Genomic DNA, 14886 nt, shown 5'->3' on the forward strand with positions numbered 1-14886 from the left:
AGGGACGGAATATCGGGTGAACGTACAACAGAGCAAGTTCAGGCTGAGCCGCTGGGCGGGCGCGACACTGGCGCTCGGACTGCTGCTGTCCGGGCTGGGCGCCTGGGGGTTGGCGCTGGTCAACGAGCAACAGGCGCGGATGGCGCTGGAACGCGAGGCGGAACTGCTGGCCGAGGCGGTGACCCGCCGCGTGGAACTCTACCAGTATGGCTTGCGCGGGGTGCGCGGTGCCTTGCTGACGGCGGGCGAGGCGCACATCGACCGCGAACTGTTCCGCCGCTACAGCCTGACCCGCGACATCGACCGCGAGTTTCCCGGCGCCCGCGGCTTCGGCTTCATCCGCCGGGTGGCGGCCGCCGACGAGGCCGGGTTCCTGCGCCAGGCGCGGGCCGACGGCCAGCCGGAGTTCCGCATCCAGCAACTGACTCCGCACGATGGCGAGCGCTACGTCATCCAGTACATCGAGCCGGTGGCGCGCAACGGCCAGGCGTTGGGCCTGGACATCGCCTCGGAAGCCAATCGCCGGGAGGCCGCCCGCGCCGCCCTGGAGACCGGGCAGGTGCGCCTGACGGGGCCGATCACCCTGGTCCAGGCCAGCGGCTTGCGCCAGCAATCGTTCCTCATCCTGATGCCGATCTACCGCAGCGGCATCACTCCACCGCCGGGGCCCCAGCGCGAACTCGAAGGCTTCGGCTGGAGCTATGCGCCGCTGCTGACCGGCGAGGTGCTGGCCGGGTTGCCCATCGACAACGCGGCGATCCACCTCGAACTCAGCGACGTCACCGGCGACGGCGCTGCCGTGCCCTTCTTCGTCAACGGCGCCGCGGCGCCGGCTCAACGCCTGTTCGGCCACATGCTGCGGCGGGAGATCTACGGTCGGCACTGGCAGATGGCGTTCAGCGCACTGCCGCTGTTCGTCCAGCGCCTGCACCAGCCTTCGCCGCGCATCCTGTTCCTGGCCGGCAGCCTGGTCAGCCTGTTGCTGGCGGCGCTGGTCAACGCCAGCGCCCTCGGCCGCCTGCGCCGGCGTCGGGAGGCGGCGACCCAGGCGCGGCTGGCGGCGATCGTCGGCAATTCGGCGGACGGCATCATCGGCGTCGGCCTCGACGGCGTCATCAGCGACTGGAATCGCGGGGCCGAGGCGTTGTTCGGCTACCGCGAGGAGCAGGCGGTCGGGCGGCGGGTGGTGGACCTGCTGGTGCCGCCATCCAAGGAGAACGAGGAACTCGACATCCTCGCCCGCATCGCCCGTAAAGAACAGGTGGTCAGCTTCGATACCGTGCGCCGGCACCAGGATGGCCACCTGCTCGACGTGGCGGTGACCGTCTCGCCGATCCTCGGTCCGGACGGCGGCGTGGTCGGCGCCTCGAAGACCGTACGCGACATCTCCGCGAAGAAGGCCGCCGAGGCCCGCATCCGCGAACTCAATACCGGCCTGGAGCACCAGATCGCCGAGCGTACCGCCGAACTGCGTCGGTTGAACGTACTGCTCGGCAGCGTGCTGCAGGCGGCGTCCGAGGTGTCGATCATCACCCTCGACCGCGATGGCATCATCAGCGGCTTCAATCTCGGTGCCGAGCGGATGCTCGGCTACCGCGCCGACGAGGTGGTCGGCAAGGCCTCGCCGACCCTGCTGCACAGCGAGCGGGAGTTGCTCGCCCGCGGCCAGGAGCTGGGCGAGGAGGGTTTCCGCGTGCTGGTGGCGCGGGCCGAACAGGAGGGCGCCGAGACCCGCGAATGGACCTATCTGCGCAAGGACGGCTCGCCGCTCAGCGTGACGCTTTCGGTTACCGTCCTGCGCGACGAGGCTGGGGCGATCAACGGCTACCTGGGCATCGCCGTCGATGTCACCGAATGGCGCAACGCCGAGCGCGAGATGGCCGCGGCGCGCGACCAGTTGCAAATGGCCGCCGACGTGGCGCGCCTGGGCATCTGGCGCTGGAACCTGGCCGACGACAGCCTGCAGTGGAACGAGCGCATGTGCGAGCTGTATGGCCAGCCGCTGGCGTTGCGCGACGGCGGCCTGGTCTACGAGCATTGGCGCAGCCGCCTGCATCCGGAAGACCTCGAGCGCACCGAGGCCAGCCTGCGCGCGGCGGTGGAGGGGCGCGGCAACTACGATGTGATCTTCCGCGTGGTGCTGCCCGACGGCGGCATCCGCTTCATCCAGGCCGGCGCGCAGGTCGAGCGCGACGCCGACGGCAACCCGCTGCAGGTCACCGGGATCAATATCGATATCACCAGCGACCAGCAACTGCAGGCGCGCCTGCGCGAGGCCAAGGAGCAGGCGGACGCCGCCAGCGCGGCGAAGTCGTCGTTCCTGGCGAACATGAGCCACGAGATCCGCACGCCGATGAATGCCGTGCTGGGCATGCTGCAACTGGCCCGGCAGACCGATCTCAACGAACGCCAGCGCGACTACCTGGACAAGGCCAGCTCGGCGGCAACCTCGTTGCTCGGCCTGCTCAACGACATCCTCGACTACTCGAAGATCGAGGCCGGCAAACTGGTCCTGGAAATGCTTCCCTTCGAGCTGGAGCCGCTGATGCAGGACCTGGCCGTGGTGCTCTCCGGCAACCAGGGCGACAAGGACGTCGAGGTGATCTTCGACATCGATCCCGAGCTGCCCAGCGCGGTGGTCGGCGACCGCCTGCGCCTGCAGCAGATCCTCATCAACCTGGCCGGCAACGCACTGAAGTTCACCGCCCGCGGGCACGTCCTGGTGAGCTTGCGGCGGCTGGCGCACGACGCCCACCTGGTGCGCCTGCGGGTGCTGGTGGCGGACACCGGCATCGGCATCAGCGCGGAACAGCAGCAGCGCATCTTCGAAGGTTTCACCCAGGCCGAGGCGTCCACCTCGCGACGCTTCGGCGGCACCGGCCTCGGCCTGTTCATCTGCAAGCGCCTGGTCGACCTGATGGGCGGCGAGTTGCGGGTCGAGAGCGCGCCGGGCAGCGGTAGCCGGTTCTGGTTCGACCTGGACCTCGACGTCGCCCACGACCAACCGCTGCGTGCGGCCTGCCCCGGGGCCGGCGAACCGCTGCGGCTGCTGGTGGCGGACGACAACCTGGTGGCCGGCGAGCTGCTCGAACGCACGGTCGGCGCCCTCGGCTGGCGCGCCGACTGCGTCGGCAGCGGCAGCGAGGCGGTGGCACGGGTCCAGGCGGCGATGGCCGAAGGCCGTCGCTACGACGTGGTGCTGATGGATTGGCGCATGCCCGATCTCGACGGCCTCAGCGCGGCGCAACTGATCCGCCAGTTGCAGGGCGACCTGCCGCCGCCCATGGTGATCATGATCACCGCCTATGGCCGCGAGGTGCTGGCCGATGCGCGCGACCACAGCGCGCCGCCCTTCGTCGATTTTCTCACCAAGCCGGTCACGCCCAAGCAACTGGCCGACTCGGTGCTGCATGCCCTGCACGGTGAACAGGGCGCCCCGGCCAACCCGCCGCCGCGCCCGGTGGAGCGCACCCAGCGGTTGCGGGGCGTGCGTCTGCTGGTAGTGGAGGACAACGCGCTGAACCGCCAGGTCGCCGCCGAGCTGTTGAGCAGCGAGGGCGCCCGGGTGGCCCTCGCCGACGGTGGGCTGGCGGGCGTTCAGCAGGTGCTGGAGGCGAGCGTGCCGTTCGACGCGGTGCTGATGGACATGCAGATGCCGGATATCGATGGTCTCGAGGCGACCCGGCGAATCCGCGCCGACGGGCGCTTCGCCGGGCTGCCGATCCTGGCCATGACCGCCAACGCCTCGCTGGCCGACCGCGAAGCCTGCCTGGCGGCGGGCATGAACGACCATGTGGCGAAGCCGATCGACAAGGAGCGCCTGGTGCTTTGTCTGCTCGGTCATCTCGGCAGGAGCGGCGCCAGGGGCGCGCCGGCAACGGCAGCGGACGCGGGCGAACTGGTCGAGGCGCGGGGCGATATCGTCGGGCGTTTCGGCGGCAGCCTGGAGCTGATCGTCCAGGTGTTGCGGCGCTTCGTTCCGGACATGCAGGACCTCTTCGCCCAGCTCGAACGCCAGCTCGGCGAGGGCGATGTCCAGGGCAGCGCCGCGACCCTGCATACCATCAAGGGCAGCGCTTCCACCGTTGGCGCCAGCGCCCTGGCCGGCCGTGCCAGCGAGCTGGAGCAGGCCCTGCGCCGCGCCGATCCGCGGCGCGGCATGGAAATCCTCGCCGGCATCCGCCTCGACGAACTGCGCACCCTGTGCGATGCCTGCCTGCTCCGCCTGCAGGCGATGTTCGGCGACGTGCAGGCGGAGTCGGCGAGCTGAACCCCGGCGCGGTGGCCAGTCCCGCCAAGGATTCAGGCGGACCCGGGGCTCGCCTGCATCCGCTGCGGCCTGTAGGGCGAATAACGCCATGGGCGTTATCCGCCGATACTCCTGAAGCCCGCCCAGGTCTTGAGCGACATCCTCTTCCTGTCGTTCAGTGCCTTCAGGCGTCGCGCAGCAGGTCATGGGCGTTGAGCAGGGCGTAGGCGACTTCCGGGCGCTTCTCCAGGCCGCGGCGGATGGCGGCGGGAATCGCCTGGCGGGTCTTGCGGCAGAGCCCCGGCTGCTCCTCGAAGCGCATGCGGATGCCGCGCATGCTGCGCACCTCGCCGACGGCCGGGGCGATCCGCAGGCGGATGCCCAGTTGTTCCTCCATGCGCCGCAGCAGGTGTTCCAGGTCTTCCAGGATGCGCAGGGCTTCCAGGCGAGCGGCCAGGCGCTGCTCTTCCTGGCGGGTCAGGAGGAGGATGCGACGGTCCGCGCCGGGCGCCTCCAGGCGCTCGCGTTCGCAGACGCAGGCGCCGGGCGGGCAGGGCTGGCGGAGGGGCGGGGAAGCGCTCATGGCACCATCATAGCCAGGACCGGCGTCCCGCGCCGCTACGCTCCGTCGCCCTCGCGAGCGCGCTTCAGCGCTTCAGCGGCACCTTGCCCTGCTGCTCCAGGCCGCTGAGGATGGCGTAGGCGATCTTCACCCGCTCGGCATTGGGATAGTTGCGGTTGGCCAGGATCACCAGGCCCAGGTCGCGGCCCGGGACGAACGCCACGTAGGCGCCGAAGCCGTTGGTGGAGCCGGTCTTGTTCAGCAGGCGCTGGCCCTCCAGCGCCTGTGGCGCGGGCAGCCTGGCGATCCTGTGCGGTTGCAGCGCCATCGGCGTCGAGTTGCCGGCCTGCAGGCGCTTCAGGGAGATCGGCCAGTCGTAGGCTTCCCAGCCCAGGCCCTGGGTCATGTCGCCGACCTTGTAGTAACCGCGATGGGTGGCATCGAGCGCCTGCGCCCAGGGCCTGTCCAGGCGCTCCGGATGCAGGTTGGCATCGACGAAGCGCAGCAGGTCGGCCGCGCTGGTCTTCACCCCGTAGCCTTCGGCATCCAGCGGGCCGGGACCGACCCGTAGGGGGCGGTCGTCCTTGCCGTAGCCCTGGGCGTACTGCGCCAGCGCCGCCTCGGGCACGTCGAGGTGGGTCTGTTCGAGGCCCAGTGCCGGGAACACTTGCTGCTCCATGAGCCGTTCGAACGGCTGGCCCAGGCTGCGCGCGGCGAGATAGCCGAACAGGCCGATGCTCGGGTTGGAATAGAGGCGCTGGCTGCCCGGCGCGTAGGTCGGCTGCCACTGGCGGTAGTAGTCGCGGATCTGTGCCTGGTCCTTCTGCACCGAGTCGGGGAACTGCAGCGGCAAGCCGCCGGCGGTATAGGTCGCGAGGTCGAGCAGGCTGATGCCGTCGAAGCGGCTGCCCTGCAGTGCCGGCCAGTGCTGGCTGGCGCGGTCGTCGAGACGCATCTTGTCCTGGGCCAGGGCATAGCCGGCGAGGGTGGCGGTGAAGGTCTTGCTCACCGAGCCGATCTCGAACAGGGTCTCCGGCGTCACCCGGCGGCCGTCCTCTTTCGAGGCCAGCCCATAGCTGAAGTAATGCGGTTCTCCTTTCAGGCTGATGGCTACGGCCAGGCCCGGAATGTCATTGGCCTTCATCACCGGTTGTACGGCGGCGTCGACCAGTGCCTTCAGGCGATCCGCCGGGGCCTCGCCGGCAATGGCCGGGGTGGTGGCGAACAGCAGTGTGGAAGCGGCGATGCCGCACAGGCAGGGGAATCTGGTATCGCGCATGAGGATTGGTGTCCTTTGTCGTTGGCTGCATGAGAAACCGCCCCGGGAGCGCTCCTTGATCGGCGGGCGGGGAAAATCTAGGCTTGCGCAGGATTTGCGGCAAACGACGAATACTCGCGGCAGCCATTAGAAAAATTTGGAGCAGAGATTGGTTCGACCCCATTTGCCGCTGAACGCCCTGCGCGCCTTCGAAGCTTCGGCCCGGCACCTGAGCTTCACCCGCGCGGCCATCGAGCTGTGCGTGACCCAGGCGGCGGTCAGCCACCAGGTGAAGAGCCTCGAGGAGCGTCTCGGCGTGGCCCTGTTCAAGCGTCTGCCGCGCGGCCTCATGCTGACCCACGAGGGCGAGAGCCTGCTGCCGGTGCTGTGTGACTCCTTCGACCGCATCGCCGGCCTGCTGGAACGCTTCGAGGGTGGCCACTACCGGGACGTGCTCACCGTCGGCGCGGTCGGAACCTTCACGGTCGGCTGGCTGCTGCCGCGGCTGGAGGACTTCCAGGCGCGCCATCCCTTCATCGACCTGCGCCTGTCCACCCACAACAACCGCGTCGACATCGCCGCCGAGGGGCTCGACTACGCGATCCGCTTCGGCGGCGGCGCCTGGCACGGCACCGAGGCGCTGGCGTTGTTCGAGGCGCCGCTGACGGTGCTCTGCTGCCCGGAGGTCGCCGCCCAGTTGCACAGTCCCGCCGACCTGCTGCAGCACACCCTGCTGCGCTCCTACCGCGCCGACGAGTGGCCGCTGTGGTTCCAGGCGGCCGGACTGCCGGCGCACGCGCCACTGACCCGGAGCATCGTCTTCGACACCTCGCTGGCCATGCTCGAGGCGGCCCGCCAGGGTGTCGGCGTGGCCCTGGCGCCGGCGGCGATGTTTGCCCGGCAACTGGCCAGCGAGAGCATCCGGCGTCCGTTCGCCACCGAAGTGAGTACCGGCAGCTACTGGCTGACGCGCTTGCAGTCGCGGGGGGAGACCAGCGCGATGCTGGCGTTCAGGGAGTGGTTGCTGGAGAGGGCTGCCGTTGAGGCGCGGGGGAGATAACGGTTATGCAGGCGATTCAAGTGTCGATGAAGAAGTAATCACCTTCCTCGCGCCTTTCTTTATACGCTCGGGCTCTCCCAAGGTTGATACGGTTTGAGGCGTTAGGGTTGTGATTGGAATTGCTGACGGCGTGGTGGATATGGACCGGCTCGTCGGCGTTGCTGATCGCTCCGCTAAGCGTCACTCCCAGGCTGGCGGCATAGGCCCGGCGTGCCGCAACGATCTCGCTCTCGAGCATGCCTGCTTTCCCTGCTGCGGCAACGACGGCAAGTTCGCATAGGCGGCCAGCCTTCCTCGGGGAAACCCTCAGGTCGGCGCCTGCGGACCACAGGGCAAGCAGCGCTTTGGATGGAGCACAGCCATTTCTGCTGTGCTCTTCGATTGTCTCCAGGAGCGGACTCATATGGCCTCTTGAAAACTGTCGGCGGATTGCCAGCAGTATCGACGATGGTGCGCTTAAAGCAACGCGGAGCAGGCGGAGATTGCGGCGAAGCGGCGGATAACGCTTCGCGTTATGCGCCCTACGGGAGCGGTGCTCGGCTTGCCGGCGGAAGGCGTCTACGGATTTCCGGTTCCCGCGTCGAAATAAGAGCCCGTGGACTTGGCCAGTCCCGTCCACATCTCGTCGAGATTGCGGAAGTTCCAGGCTTCCGCCGGCTCGAAGCCGACGATTCGGTCGGTCTGTCCGGCCCTACCCAGGTCTAGCACCTGCTGCGGGATCGGCACCTTCGAGCGGGCCGAGAAGAATACCTTGACCCGTGGCGTCAGCAGCGAGCGGCCGTGTTGTTCGAGGACCACGCCGAGGCGCCCGCTTTCCAGCCTGACCAGCGCGCCGACCGGGTAGATGCCCACCGCCTTGACGAAGGCGCGGAACACCTGCGGGTCGAAGTGCCCGTTCCATTCGGCCATGCGTCGGATCGCCTCGGCGGCGTTCCAGCCCTTCTTGTAGGGACGGTCGGAGGTGATCGCGTCGTAGACGTCGCACACCGCGCCCATTCGCGCCAGCAGGCTGATCTGCTCCTGCGCCAGGCCGAAGGGGTAGCCGGTGCCGTCGATGCGCTCGTGGTGGTGCAGGCAGACATCCACCACCAGGGCGCTGACCTGGCGGCAATCGAGCAGCATCCGCGCGCCGTTCTGCGGATGCCGGCGAACCAGGCCGAACTCCTGGTCGGTGAGCTTGCCGGGCTTGTTCAGGATCGGATCGGGCACCGCCATCTTGCCGATGTCGTGCAGCAGTCCGGCCAGCCCCGCCTCGCGTACCAGCGGGTCGGGCAGTTCGAGCTGGCGGGCGAGGGCGATCATCAGCGCACAGACCGCCACCGAATGCATGTAGGTGTATTCATCCGAGGTCTTCAGCCGTACCAGGCTGAGTAGCGCGTTGGGATGGCGCAGCACCGAGGCGGAGATTTCGTCCACCAGCTCCGATGCATGCGCGGTATCGATGGCCTGGCCCATGCGCGCGTCGCGGAACATGCTGACCACGGCGGCCTTGGCACGGCTGCAGAGCAGGGCGGCGTGGCGGATTTCCTCCTCCAGGGCGACCCGCGCCGGCGAAGGGCCGGCCGGCATGGTGACCGGCAGGACCGCAGCGGCCGAGACCGCCGCTTCCTCCGGGAGGTCGAGGCCCTTGCTGGCATCGATCCAGACCTCCTTCACGGCGCTTTCGCGCAGGCGCTGCAGGTCGGCCTGGCTGTCGAGCAGGAAGCCACCTCTTTTCCAGAACGGGTGGTCCAGCCACGAGCCGCAAAGGCTCTGGACGAACATACCGAGGCGAAGCTGGGTTACCGGAATGCGTTTCAGCACGATGGGCTCGACCTCGAGACTGGGCCAGGTGGCTGTCTCCTAACGGTAGCCGAGATGGGCCGGCGGGAGTGAGAGATGCCCGGCACTTCGTCGGCATGCCCGCGCTCGATTGCGTATCGCTTTGTATCCATGCGCGGTTTCGATACCTCCGGCGTACAAATCCACGTGTCGGGCGATACACCCCCGATACATCTCCCAGGCGAAATGGCCACATCCGAACCGCGGCGCCCGGGACGACCCCAGAAGGTCCCGCCGCCCGGTTCGTACCGGCGCCCACCAGCGCCGCGCCTGCGGCCCGGCCGCGTTTACTGTGGAGAAGAAGCATGTCCGTTTTCGATTCGCGTCAAAAGACTTCCGCCAGCCTGCTCGGTGCCGTACTGGTGGGGGGAATGCTGCTCGGCGGTTCGGCGTTCGCCGTCGAGCCGCTGGGCCAGGGGCTGCAAGTGGCGGCGGCGAGCGCCGGCGAAGGCAAGTGCGGAGAAGGCAAGTGTGGTAGCGGCGGCTCCGCGAAGACCCCGGCCAAGGCCGGCGCCGAGGGCAAGTGCGGGGAGGGCAAGTGCGGCGACGCCTCCTTTGCCCGAACCGACACCGATCACGATGGCAAGGTCTCGCGCGCCGAGTTCCTCGCGGTGGCCAAGGACCGTGCCGGTGAGTTCGACAGCATCGATAGCGACCATGACGGCTTCATTTCCGAAGCCGAGGCCTACGAACACCTGCGCAAGACCTACGAGGCCAACGGCAAGCCGATGCCCGCCGGGCTGTTCAGCAAGCTGGAGCAAGGCCGGCACTGAGCCTTTCCACACCCTGGCGGCGCCCTCTCTTTCCCCTGGGAAAGCGGGGGCGTCGCCGTTTCCGGAGCTATCCCATGACCCTGATCGACAACGCCGCCGGCCTCGGCCTGAGGCGCGGCCTGCTTCCGCAACTGCTGGCGATGGCGCCCGGCGCGGTGGACTTCCTCGAATGCGCGCCGGACAACTGGATCGGCGTCGGCGGTGCCTTCGGTGCCGACCTGGAGCGCCTGGTGGAGCGCTTTCCACTGACCTGCCACGGTCTCTCGCTGTCCCTCGGCGGCTCCACACCGCTGGATGCCGCCTTCATCGAGCAGACCCGACGCTTCCTCGTCCGCCACCGGGTCGCGTTGTACAGCGAGCACCTCAGTTACTGTTCCGACGATGGCCATCTCTATGATCTGTTGCCGCTGCCGTTCACCGAGGCCGCGGTGCGTCACGTCGCGGCGCGCATCCGCGAGGCGCAGGAACGCCTGGAGCGGCGCATCGCGGTGGAGAACATTTCCTACTATGCAGCGCCGTACCGGGAGATGAGCGAGATCGAGTTCGTCAACGCGGTACTCGACGAGGCCGACTGCGACCTGTTGCTGGACGTCAACAACCTGTTCGTCAACGCCTGCAACCACGGCTACGACGCCCTCGACTTCCTCGCCCGGCTGCCGCCCGGGCGGGTCGCCGCCTACCATGTGGCGGGGCACTACGACGAGGCGCCGGACCTGAAGATCGACACCCATGGTGCCGCCGTGAAGCCCGGCGTCTGGGCCTTGCTCGGAGCCGCCTATCGTCGCTTCGGCGTGCGCCCGACCCTGCTCGAGCGGGACTTCAACTATCCGCCGCTGGGCGAACTGCTGCTGGAAGTGGAGCAGATCCGCCAATGGCAACGCGACGAGGGACGCCGTCATGGATGAGCGCCTGCGCCAACAGCAGTTCAGCCTCGCCCGGCACCTGCGCGACCCGCTTGGCAATGCGCCGCCGCCGGACATCGAAGAACGTCGCCTGCGGGTCTACCGCGAGCTGTTCTACAACGCCATCGAAGGCCTCCTTGCCAGCGGCTTCCCGCGCTTGCGCGGGCTGCTTGGCGAGCAGCAGTGGCATGGCCTGGTGCGCGAGTTCTATCGCGAGGAGAGAAGCCATACCCCCCTGTTCACCCGTATCGCCGGGGTCTTCGTCGACTACCTGCGGCAGCGGGGCGAGTATCGGCCGGCGTGGCAAGCCGAGTTGGCCCACTTCGAATGGAGCGAAACGCGCCTCTACCTGGCCGAGCCCGACGATCCGCCGTATCGGCGTGAAGGCGACCTGCTCGACGGGGTGCCGCTGCTGTCGAGCCTGGCGCTGCCGCTGGGCTATCGCTGGCCGGTGCATCGGCTCGAAGAGGACGTCGCGCTCGCCGAAGCGCCTGCGGAACCGACCCTGCTGTTGATGCACCGCGATTCCTCGCATCGCGTGCATACCGCGCGCCTGACTCCGCTGGCCTACCGCCTGCTGGAGTCGCTGGCGAGACGGCGCCTGAGCGGGCGCGAGCACCTGGCGGCGCTGGCGCTCGAGGCGCGGAGTGCGCCCGGAGCGCTCGACGCGGCGGGGCTGGAGTTGCTGGCAGCGTTGCGGACCCAGGGTGTCGTGCTCGGAACCCTGGAACGCGATTGGGCGGGCGGATGACGACGCAGCCCTTGTGGAGTCGATGCATCGGCGGATAGCGCCTTTGGCGCTATCCGCCCTACGTGGTGGGTGGGATGGTTCTGGCTTGCTGTGAAAAACCCCGGAGGCGATCGTGTTCCGGGGTTTTTCCGTGGCTGGCCGAATCCTAGCGGGACAGGCCCAGGCGCCGCCCGAGCCAGTGGTCCAGGCTCAGCTTCCCCGCTCCCGCCAACAGCAGCGGCAGCAGCGCCGCCAGGTAGATCGCCGGGAGCTTGAAATTGCCGAAGCCGTGGTCGGTGATCGAGTAGCCGCGGGCCAGTTCCGCCAGGCTCGACCACTCCGCTGGCCAGTGTACGGCGGCGGTCGCCACCAGGGTGACGACGATCAGCACCAGGGCGGTCAGGCGGGTACCGAGGCCGAGCAGGAGGAACAGCGCGCCGAGCAGTTCGGCCCACAGCGACAGTTCCCAGTTGAAGGCGGCGGGCAGGCGGTCGAAGGGAAAGGGGAAAGCCGACTGGATATCGCCGAACCAGTTCTCGCCGTTCCACTTTTCCCAACCGGACTCGAAGAACTCCCAGGCCAGGAACAGTCGCAGGGACAGGTCGGCGCTCCAGCCGCCGCAGCGGTCGAGCAGGGCGAAGGGTCGGCGCCAGGCGCGCAGGTCGGATGCTTGCATGATCGATGTCTCGTTGAGGGCGGTGGATGGGTCAGGCCGGCTGTACGTCGCGACGACGCAAGCGCACGGCGAGCTTGGCGGTGAGCTTGAGGACGATGGCGGAGAAGATCGTGGCGAACGCCAGTACGTACCAGCCGCCCATGGGGATGCGTTTGAAGAACGACAGGCAGAAGATGCCCGCCAGCACCCAGGTGCCGGTCGAGTGCAGGGCTTTCCAGGCGCGTGGGCCGAGCAGTCGGGCCGGGGTGCGGAAGGAGGTGAGGGTGAGCAGCAGGATGAACAGGTAGCCGATCGAGCCGGGGATGTTCGCCGCGACCGAGCGGCCGCTCCAGAATGTCTCGGGGAACAGCTTCCAGTAGGCCAGGATCAGCAAGGCGTGTACTGCGTGGGAGAAGGCAAAGGCCAGGCCCAGGTAGCGCCTTTCACGGAGCAGCGCGCGGGTCCCCGGGCCGGGCACCAGGGTCGCCAGCGAGGACGCGAGGAAAGCGGCGAGGAACAGCGCGAAGGAACTGCGCGCGGTGGCGCGGATGGCGCTGCGCAGGCCCTCCACCGGTTGCGCCTGGAGAGCCAGGACGAGGGCGGTCATGCACAGCACGGCGACGGCGAGGACGGCGAACAGTCGCCAGCCGTGCCAGGCGGATTGAGAGGTTGGGACGGTCATGGTGGGGCTCCTGGTTGCCGGGAGCGGCTCGGCGATGTGCCGCCGCTTCCCGTGGCCAGGAGTGTTGCAAGCGGGTTTATCCGCAGTGTGTCCGCCGAGGGCGGTTATGTATCGCTCTGTACGGGCGCCTCAGGGGTCCAGCTCGATGCGCGCGCAAAGCCCGCCGCCGGCGCGGTTGGCCAGGGTCAGGCGGCCGCCGAGGGCCAGGCTCAGCTGCTGCGCGATGGCCAGGCCGAGGCCGGTGCCACCGGTGTCGCGATTGCGCGAGTTTTCCACCCGGTAGAAGGGCTTGAGCACCTCGTCGAGTTCCTCGGCGGGAATCCCCGGGCCATTGTCCAGCACCTGGATTCGCGTGCCGCCATCGGTACGGCGTTCCACTTCCAGGCGCGCGGCGCCGGCGAACTTCAGCGCATTGTCGACCAGGTTCACCAGCACCCGGCGCAGGGCGTGCGGACGGGTGTCGATCACCGCGCCGGTACGGCCGTCGAGTTGTACCTGCTTGCCGCTGTCCTGGTAGTCGAAGACCAGGCTGTCGAGGAAGGCGTCGAGGTCCACCCGGCAACTGGTTTCGGTGCTGCCGTGCATGCTGCGGGCATAGGCCACGCCTTCGCGGACCAGGTGCTGCATCTCTTCGAGATCGTTCCACAGCTTGTCCCTGTCGCTGGAGGCGTCCATGAACTCGACGCGCAGCTTCATCCGCGTGATCGGCGTCTGCAGGTCGTGGGAAATCGCCGCGAGCAACTGCATGCGCTCCTTGAGGTAGTCGGCGATGCGCGCCTGCATGGCATTGAAGGCCGCCGCCGCATGCGCCACTTCGCGTGGGCCGGTTTCCGCGAGAGGCTGTGCCGGACGATTCGGATCGAGATGTTCCACGGCCTTCACCAGCCGGGTCAGCGGGCCGATGGCGGTGCGCACCGCGAGGCCGGTGCAGAGCAGCAGCAGGAGCAACTGCACCAGCAGTACCAGCGGCAGCCAGCCGGACAGCGGCACCGGGGCCGGCGTGACGTCGATGGTCAGCGGGCTGCCGTCGCGCAGGCGCAGGAGGACCTGGAAGTGCGGACGGCTGTCGGCCACCGTGCGCAGGGTCAGCGGGTATTGACCGTCGAGGGCGCGTTCGATGGAGTGCGCGGCAACCGGCGCGTCGGCCAGCGCCAGCGGCTGGCCGGGCTCGCCGGCGTCGAGGCGATAGCGGTAGGTGCGTCGTTCCAGGCGCGGCAGCCAGGCCTCGCGCTCGGCGGGCGTCAGGCGGTCGAGCATGGCTACCGAGATCGCCACGTCCTGTTCGAGGCTGTCGAGCATCATGTGCTTCGCGGTCTGGTAGCGCTCGTAGAACTGCGAGGCGAAGGACAGCCCGTAGGCCAGCACCAGCCCGGCGAAGAGGATCAGCGCCAGGCGCGCGGCGAGGCTGCGCGGGCGCGGCACGGCGAGCTTCATGGATGGGCCTCGACCAGTCGCACCGGCAGCGAGAACACATAGCCCTCGCTGCGCACGGTCTTGATGTACTCCGGTTCGCGGGCGTCGTCGCCGAGGCGTTGGCGCAGGCGGCTGACCAGCAGGTCGATGGAACGGTCGAAGATGTCCGCCTCGCGGCCCTGGGTCAGGTTGAGCAACTGGTCGCGACTGAGTACCCGTTGCGGATGATCGAGGAACACCCGCAGCAGGCGGTACTCGGCGCCGCTGAGGGCGACCACGGTGCCGGCGTCGTCGAGCAGGTGGCGGGCGCTGGTGTCCAGTTGCCACTGGCCGAAGCCGATCAGCCGGCTGCTCTCGCTCACGGTGAGGTTCGGCGGCAGCATCCGCGTACGCCGCAGCACGGCGTTGATCCGGGCAAGCAGTTCGCGGGCGGAGAAGGGCTTGGTCAGGTAGTCGTCGGCGCCCATCTCCAGGCCGATGATGCGGTCGGTCTCGTCGTTGCGCGCGGTGAGCATCAGCACCGGCGTGGCCTTGTGCTTGCCGACGCGCAGCTCGCGGCAGAGCAGCAGGCCGTCGTCGCCGGGCATCATGATGTCGAGGACGATCAGGTCCACCGTGTTGGCTTCGAGGAACGCGCGCATCTGCCGGCCATCGGCGACGATGGTGGTGCGCAGGCCGTTCTTCTTCAGGTAGTTGCCTACCAGCTCGCGAATCTCGCGGTCATCGTCGACGATCAGGATGTGATCGACATGCTCCATTGCCTGGCTCCCGTGGCGGTTGG

The 14886-nt window shown here is 68.5% G+C and carries 13 protein-coding genes; 5 read left to right on the forward strand and 8 right to left on the reverse strand.

What is annotated here, in order from left to right:
* Positions 1-16 precede the first annotated feature (16 nt).
* On the forward strand, positions 17-4270 hold the full coding sequence (locus tag ACM0M4_RS04695; protein ID WP_004351703.1) for a PAS domain-containing hybrid sensor histidine kinase/response regulator: 4254 nt from the start codon (positions 17-19) through the stop codon (positions 4268-4270).
* Between the two features lie 163 nt (positions 4271-4433).
* On the opposite strand, the gene ACM0M4_RS04700 is transcribed toward ACM0M4_RS04695, so the two are convergent.
* Both ACM0M4_RS04700 and ACM0M4_RS04705 read right to left on the reverse strand, forming a co-directional pair.
* The gene (locus tag ACM0M4_RS04700) at positions 4434-4832 is read right to left on the reverse strand and encodes a hypothetical protein (protein ID WP_221345499.1); all 399 of its coding nucleotides are present in this window, start codon (positions 4830-4832) and stop codon (positions 4434-4436) included.
* Positions 4833-4896: 64 nt separating this feature from the next.
* On the reverse strand, positions 4897-6090 hold the full coding sequence (locus ACM0M4_RS04705) for an extended-spectrum class C beta-lactamase PDC-3 (protein ID WP_003121934.1): 1194 nt from the start codon (positions 6088-6090) through the stop codon (positions 4897-4899).
* A gap of 148 nt (positions 6091-6238) precedes the next feature.
* Between ACM0M4_RS04705 and ampR the strand changes: the two genes are divergently transcribed.
* Positions 6239-7129, forward strand: coding sequence for a LysR family transcriptional regulator AmpR (gene ampR, locus ACM0M4_RS04710; protein ID WP_003132323.1), 891 nt, complete (start codon positions 6239-6241; stop codon positions 7127-7129).
* A 16-nt stretch (positions 7130-7145) separates the two neighbouring features.
* Here ampR and ACM0M4_RS04715 read toward each other — a convergent pair whose 3' ends face one another.
* Together ACM0M4_RS04715 and ACM0M4_RS04720 are read right to left on the reverse strand one after the other, a co-directional pair.
* On the reverse strand, positions 7146-7367 hold the full coding sequence (locus ACM0M4_RS04715) for a hypothetical protein (RefSeq protein ID WP_003093418.1): 222 nt from the start codon (positions 7365-7367) through the stop codon (positions 7146-7148).
* A gap of 320 nt (positions 7368-7687) precedes the next feature.
* Positions 7688-8932 (reverse strand): cyclic di-GMP phosphodiesterase, encoded by a 1245-nt coding sequence (locus ACM0M4_RS04720; RefSeq protein WP_003121935.1) that lies wholly within the window; start codon positions 8930-8932, stop codon positions 7688-7690.
* Between the two features lie 323 nt (positions 8933-9255).
* On the opposite strand from ACM0M4_RS04720, the gene ACM0M4_RS04725 reads away from it, so the two are divergent.
* From ACM0M4_RS04725 to ACM0M4_RS04735, 3 genes are all read left to right on the forward strand, one after another.
* Positions 9256-9723 carry an HvfA family oxazolone/thioamide-modified RiPP metallophore gene (locus ACM0M4_RS04725; protein ID WP_003121936.1) on the forward strand — a complete coding sequence of 156 codons (468 nt, stop codon included), beginning with the start codon at positions 9256-9258 and terminating at the stop codon, positions 9721-9723.
* A 74-nt stretch (positions 9724-9797) separates the two neighbouring features.
* Entirely contained in the window at positions 9798-10628 is an 831-nt protein-coding gene (locus tag ACM0M4_RS04730; protein ID WP_003118206.1) for an HvfB family MNIO-type RiPP peptide maturase, read from the forward strand.
* Positions 10621-11376, forward strand: coding sequence for an HvfC family RiPP maturation protein (locus tag ACM0M4_RS04735; RefSeq protein WP_003118207.1), 756 nt, complete (start codon positions 10621-10623; stop codon positions 11374-11376). The genes ACM0M4_RS04730 and ACM0M4_RS04735 overlap by 8 nt, the downstream gene beginning before the upstream one ends.
* A gap of 145 nt (positions 11377-11521) precedes the next feature.
* Here ACM0M4_RS04735 and ACM0M4_RS04740 read toward each other — a convergent pair whose 3' ends face one another.
* The 4 genes from ACM0M4_RS04740 to bfmR all read right to left on the reverse strand — a co-directional run bounded on the left by ACM0M4_RS04740 (position 11522) and on the right by bfmR (position 14863).
* Positions 11522-12031 (reverse strand): HvfX family Cu-binding RiPP maturation protein, encoded by a 510-nt coding sequence (locus ACM0M4_RS04740; RefSeq protein ID WP_003113020.1) that lies wholly within the window; start codon positions 12029-12031, stop codon positions 11522-11524.
* Between the two features lie 31 nt (positions 12032-12062).
* Positions 12063-12692: a ferric reductase-like transmembrane domain-containing protein gene (locus ACM0M4_RS04745; protein WP_003113021.1), complete on the reverse strand. Its 630-nt coding sequence runs from the start codon at positions 12690-12692 to the stop codon at positions 12063-12065.
* 129 nt (positions 12693-12821) lie between these two features.
* Positions 12822-14126, reverse strand: a complete 1305-nt coding sequence (locus ACM0M4_RS04750) for a sensor histidine kinase (RefSeq protein WP_003113022.1) — start codon at positions 14124-14126, stop codon at positions 12822-12824.
* Entirely contained in the window at positions 14123-14863 is a 741-nt protein-coding gene (gene bfmR / locus ACM0M4_RS04755; protein WP_003113023.1) for a two-component system response regulator BfmR, read from the reverse strand. Before bfmR ends, ACM0M4_RS04750 begins: the two co-directional genes overlap by 4 nt.
* Positions 14864-14886: the final 23 nt, after the last annotated feature.

The sequence above is a fragment of the Pseudomonas sp. 18-147 genome, assembly GCF_051048045.1.
Classification (GTDB): Bacteria; Pseudomonadota; Gammaproteobacteria; order Pseudomonadales; family Pseudomonadaceae; genus Pseudomonas; species Pseudomonas aeruginosa.